The organism is Sphingomonas sp. CCH9-F2 (assembly GCF_001556735.1).
Classification (GTDB): domain Bacteria; phylum Pseudomonadota; class Alphaproteobacteria; order Sphingomonadales; family Sphingomonadaceae; genus Sphingomonas; species Sphingomonas ginsenosidimutans.
In genome coordinates this window covers 1-4,392 of sequence record NZ_LSJO01000597.1, presented here as the reverse complement: position 1 = coordinate 4,392, position 4,392 = coordinate 1, and the positions used below count along the sequence as shown (strand labels likewise).

At 70.5% G+C, this 4,392-nt stretch carries 7 protein-coding genes and 1 pseudogene; 4 read left to right on the top strand and 4 right to left on the bottom strand.

Annotated elements, in window-relative coordinates; translation table 11 throughout:
- The 3 genes and pseudogenes from AX685_RS16680 to AX685_RS16670 all read left to right on the top strand — a co-directional run.
- A pseudogene (locus AX685_RS16680) lies at window positions 1-199 on the top strand (NUDIX hydrolase); the annotation flags it as partial.
- An 8-nt stretch (window positions 200-207) separates the two neighbouring features.
- Window positions 208-936: an extensin-like domain-containing protein gene (locus AX685_RS16675; protein WP_066490678.1), complete on the top strand. Its 729-nt coding sequence runs from the start codon at window positions 208-210 to the stop codon at window positions 934-936.
- Between the two features lie 2 nt (window positions 937-938).
- Window positions 939-1,238, top strand: coding sequence for a barstar family protein (locus tag AX685_RS16670; protein ID WP_231738984.1), 300 nt, complete (start codon window positions 939-941; stop codon window positions 1,236-1,238).
- Here the strand turns inward: AX685_RS16670 and AX685_RS16665 are convergent.
- The 4 genes from AX685_RS16665 to AX685_RS16650 all read right to left on the bottom strand — a co-directional run bounded on the left by AX685_RS16665 (window position 1,219) and on the right by AX685_RS16650 (window position 3,885).
- Window positions 1,219-1,770, bottom strand: a complete 552-nt coding sequence (locus tag AX685_RS16665) for a hypothetical protein (RefSeq protein ID WP_066490675.1) — start codon at window positions 1,768-1,770, stop codon at window positions 1,219-1,221. The two genes, AX685_RS16670 and AX685_RS16665, sit on opposite strands and share 20 nt — an antisense overlap.
- A 207-nt stretch (window positions 1,771-1,977) precedes the next feature.
- Entirely contained in the window at window positions 1,978-2,214 is a 237-nt protein-coding gene (locus AX685_RS16660; protein WP_176484762.1) for a hypothetical protein, read from the bottom strand.
- A gap of 59 nt (window positions 2,215-2,273) precedes the next feature.
- Window positions 2,274-3,056, bottom strand: a complete 783-nt coding sequence (locus AX685_RS16655; protein WP_066490672.1) for a transglutaminase-like domain-containing protein — start codon at window positions 3,054-3,056, stop codon at window positions 2,274-2,276.
- Between the two features lie 88 nt (window positions 3,057-3,144).
- Window positions 3,145-3,885, bottom strand: a complete 741-nt coding sequence (locus AX685_RS16650) for a Bax inhibitor-1/YccA family protein (RefSeq protein ID WP_066490681.1) — start codon at window positions 3,883-3,885, stop codon at window positions 3,145-3,147.
- Between the two features lie 111 nt (window positions 3,886-3,996).
- Here AX685_RS16650 and thpR point away from each other — a divergent pair.
- Window positions 3,997-4,392, top strand: a 396-nt coding sequence (gene thpR / locus AX685_RS16645; RefSeq protein ID WP_082741038.1) for an RNA 2',3'-cyclic phosphodiesterase, incomplete at its 3' end; no start/stop codon positions are given.

Sequence of the window (4,392 nt, the reverse complement as noted above, 5' to 3'; positions counted from 1 at the left end):
CTTTCCCACCCGCCGCAACCTTGAGCGGCTGGCGCAGTTCGACAGTTTCGAGGACGCGGCCGCGCATGCGCGCGCCACGCCGGTGCGGGTGGTGACGCCCTGGCACGAAACGCGCGATGGGGAGCCGCACCTCTGTATTCCCGACGATCTGGGCTATCCCGTCACGTCCGAGCGGCTGAGCGACGCCATGCGCGGCTGATCCGCGCGGTGCGCCGCGTCATCGCCACCACCGCCGCACTCGCGCTGGTCGCGGTCGCGGCGCTGCTGATCTGGGCGCAGGCGCGCGGCCGGCCGCAGGATCTACCGTGGACGCGGCTGGACCTCGCGCAGCCGGTCGGGCTGTTCACGGGGCGCAAGCTGACCGCGCTGGGCGACGACGCGCCGCGCTGCCGCGCGCTGCTGACGGATGCGGGGGTGCGCTTCACCGCACTGCCCGCGCTGCGACCCACGGGAGCGCGCAGCTGCGGCTACGACGATGCGGTGCGGCTGGAGCGTGGCGGGGCCGTCACGATTCCGTTCGCCGCGCCGGTGCCGGGGGTCGCCTGCCCGGTGGCGGCGGCGCTGGCGCTGTGGGAATGGCATGTCGTCGCGCCCGCCGCGCAGCGCCATTTCGGCGCGCGCGTCACGCGCATCGACCATTTCGGCAGCTATTCGTGCCGTCGCATGTACGGCCGCGACGCCGGATCGTGGAGCGAGCATTCCACCGCCAACGCGATCGACATCGCCGGCTTCCGCCTGTCCGACGGCACGCGCATCACGCTGGCCGGCGACTGGAACGGCGCGCCGGCGAAAGCCGCCTTCCTGCGCGAGGTGCGCGACGGCGCGTGCGATCTGTTCGCGACCGTCCTGTCACCCGATTACAACGCCGCGCACCGCGATCACTTCCACCTCGACCAGGCGCAGCGCGGCACCATGGGGTGGCGCGCGTGCCGTTGAGCGTGATTCGCCTCGACGCGCGCGGCTGGCACGATCGCGACGACCTGTGGCGCGATCTGCTGGCGGGACTGGGCGCGCCCGGCTGGCACGGCGCGAACCTCGATGCGCTGTACGACGGGCTGGTCGCCGGGGAGAATAGCGTGCGCCCGCCGCTGGTGGTGGAGATCGCCGGCGCGGTACGGCTGCCTGCCGCGCTCGTCGCCTATCTGACACACGTGCGCGCGGTGTTCGACGACGCCGCGCGCGACGGCGCGGCGGTCGCCCTGCGGTTCGTCGCGCCGCTCAGTGCGGCAGCGCGGTGACGTCGACCTTTTCGACCCAGTAAGGGAAGAACGCCGGCTCGCGCGAGGACCAGCCCGATGCGGTCGCCGCAGCCTCGCTGATCGACTGGAGCAACGTCCGCCGTAGTTCCGGGTGGAGGTGCGGCATCGCCGACGCGGCGCAGAACGCCGCGGGCAGCCACGGACGCACCTGCGCCCCGACCAGCCGTTCGTACAGGAAGCGATACGCCGAAAAACTGGTCAGCCGCCCCTGCCCCAGGTCGAACGCGGTGAGCGTGATCAGCGGCGCCATCATCTGCTCGGCGCTTTCCAGTCCGCTGTCGTCGGGCACCAGCGCGCGGATCGCGGGCAGGCGCCGGTAATGCTGTGCCTGTGCGCGGATGCTCGCGGCCTCCACCACGTCGCGCGACCAGCGGATCATCGCATCGTCGCGGTCCAGCCCGACGTCCAGGCTGCGGCGCACGTACCGCTGCGTCGCCGCCGCGAACCCGGCGAATTCCTTCATCTCTGCCAGCGTCATCGCGCCTTCGGCCGGCTTCATCCTCTTTGCCATCGTCAACCCCGCCCCACCAGTGATCGAACCGTCGGCAGGATGCGCCCGACTGGTTAACACAAGCCTTAACGCCTCCGACTTTCGGCCGTCACAATCGAACACGAGATGTGCCGCACCGCAACATGGATGCGACGAAGCGAGGCCGGGCGTGACGCAGCGGTCACCCCCGGCCCGGGCAGGGTCGGCAATCGCCCGGCGTGGGCCGGATCAGGCGTCGCGCTGGCGCTCGGCCTCCTCCGCCGCGTCGAACCCGGACGACGGCGCGGGTGCGTCGCGGCCCGGCTGGGTCACCGCCGGCGGATCGGAGGCGTCCATCGATTCGTCGAGTGCCTCGTCCAGGGCATCCTGGCCGGCATCCTGCCCGGCATCGCCCGGGGCGACCGACAGGCTGTCGATCGCGCGTTCGTCGATCCCCTGCCCCTCCATTGGCGTGTTCGCGCTCATGGCTTCCTTCTCCATTGTTACGGCGCGTCAACGTGCCGGGGGGAGCCGCGTTCCTGCGCTCAGCCGGTCAGCCGGGCGACGCGCACTTCCTGCCGGTTCATCTGCGCGCTGCCGAAAATGGTCATGAACGCGATGTCGGTCGCATCGCGGCCCACCGCGACCCGCGCCATCTCGTCGCCGCGCGCCATCCGCGTCGCGTCGACCAGATGCCACGCCCCGTCCAGCCACAGTTCGGCGACCGCGTGGAAGTCGGGCGGATCCACCCCGGGGGCATAGACCGCGGCGCAGCGTGCGGGGATTTCCGCCGCGCGCGCCAGCGTGACCAGCAGATGCGCATAGTCGCGGCACACCCCGCGCCGCTCGGCGAAGGTTTCCAGCGCCCCGCCGCCCGGATCGCTGCCCGCCGAATCATAGTCGAGGTGGTCGTACACCCAGTCGGCCATCGCCTGCGCCAGCACCCCGCCCGACAGGCCCGCGAAGGTGCGCCGCACGAAATGCTCGAACCGGTCCGACGCGCAATAGCGGCTCGGCAGCAGATAGGGGATCGTCGCCGCGGGCAGCGCGGTCACCGGGGTGGCGGGAAGCGCCGGCAGGAACGCCAGCGCGCGGTCGATCGCGACGACGGCGGTGTAATCGGCGACCAGCCGCTGCTCGCCGCGCGCCCAGCAGCGTTGCCCGATCCCCTCCTCCCCCGGAACCGCGCGGATCGGATGATCGGAGCGGATCAGCAGCGATTGCGTCTTCAGCCGCTGCGTCGGCTCGGCCGCCGCCTCGATCTGCAGCAGCACGTCGGCCGCCCGCGGGAAATGATAGTCGAGGTGGACCTCGATCGAAAGGCGCATGGCGATACTCCGCAGACGGACGGCAAAAAGAAGGAGGCCCGGCGGTCAACCCGCCGGGCCTCCGGTCTGTAACGCTCCTGCGTGACGATCAGTCGCGATTGCCGCCGAACAGGCGCAGGATGAACAGGAACATGTTGATGAAGTCGAGGTACAGGCTGAGCGCCGACATCACCACCGCCTTGCCGACGGCCTCCGGGCCATAGCCGGCGACCTGGAAATACAGGCTCTTGGTGCGCTGCGTATCGTACGCGGTCAGCCCCGCGAACAGCAGCACGCCGACCAGCGAGATCACCAGGCCCAGCGGGCCGGACTGGACGAACAGGTTGATGATGCTGGCGACGATCAGGCCGACCAGACCGACGATCAGGAACGTGCCGAACGCCGACAGGTCACGCTTGGTCGTGTAGCCGTACAGGCTCAGCGCGCCGAAGCCCGCCGCCGTGGCGAAGAACGCCTGCGCGATCGCGATCGGCGAATAGACGAGGAAGATCGTCGACAGCGACAGACCCATCGCCACCGCGAAGCCCCAGAACATCGCCTTCAGCCCGGTGGACGAAAAGCGCCCCTGGCCGAAGCTCATCGCAAACACGAACGCCAGCGGCGCCAGCGTGATGACCCAGCGCAGCGGCGTCTGGAACACCGTCACCGCGGCGCCGGACACGGCGAACAGCAGCGCGACGATACCCGTCAGCAGCACGCCCGATGCCATGTAATTGTAGACGGACAGCATGTACGACCGCAGCCCGGCGTCGAACGCCTCGCTGCGGGTGCCCGAAGCGGTTCCGCCAAACGGGGCGGCGGAGGGCCGGGGATCGGACCAGTTGGCCATTGTCTTCTTGCTCCTTCGTCCGGCAATCGTTCCGGATGCATTGAATATCGCCTGCGCAACGTTGATTTTCAAGAAACGGCTCCGATAGCAACCGTTCGTTACAGAGATTTCATGCACCGCCTGTTCGTCGCCCTGCGCCCGCCGCCCCCGATCCGCACCGCGCTGGCCGCGGCGATGGCGGCGCTGCCCGGTGCGCGCTGGCAGGATGACGATCAATTGCACCTGACCGTCCGCTTCCTCGGCGACGTCGACCGGCACCGGGCGGAGGATGTCGCCGCCACGCTCGCCGGCATCGCCGCGCCCACCCCCGTGGTGCGGATCGACGGCGTGGGGACGTTCGACCGGCGCGGAGTCGTCGACACCTTGTGGGCGCGGGTGGTGCCGGGGGAGGCACTCGCCGCGCTCCACCGCAAGGTCGATCAGGCGCTGGCCCGCGCCGGCGTCGCACCCGATCCGCGCCGCTATCTGCCGCATGTCACGCTCGCCCGCTTCGGCCGCCACGCCGCC

What these genes read in the sequence shown, in the direction of transcription:
- AX685_RS16655 (WP_066490672.1), bottom strand. Translation starts at nt 3,056, where the DNA reads ATGCGCCTTTCGATCGAGGTCCACCTCGACTATCATTTCCCGCGGGCG.
- AX685_RS16650 (WP_066490681.1), bottom strand. Translation starts at nt 3,885, where the DNA reads ATGGCCAACTGGTCCGATCCCCGGCCCTCCGCCGCCCCGTTTGGCGGA.
- AX685_RS16665 (WP_066490675.1), bottom strand. Translation starts at nt 1,770, where the DNA reads ATGGCAAAGAGGATGAAGCCGGCCGAAGGCGCGATGACGCTGGCAGAG.
- AX685_RS16660 (WP_176484762.1), bottom strand. Translation starts at nt 2,214, where the DNA reads ATGAGCGCGAACACGCCAATGGAGGGGCAGGGGATCGACGAACGCGCG.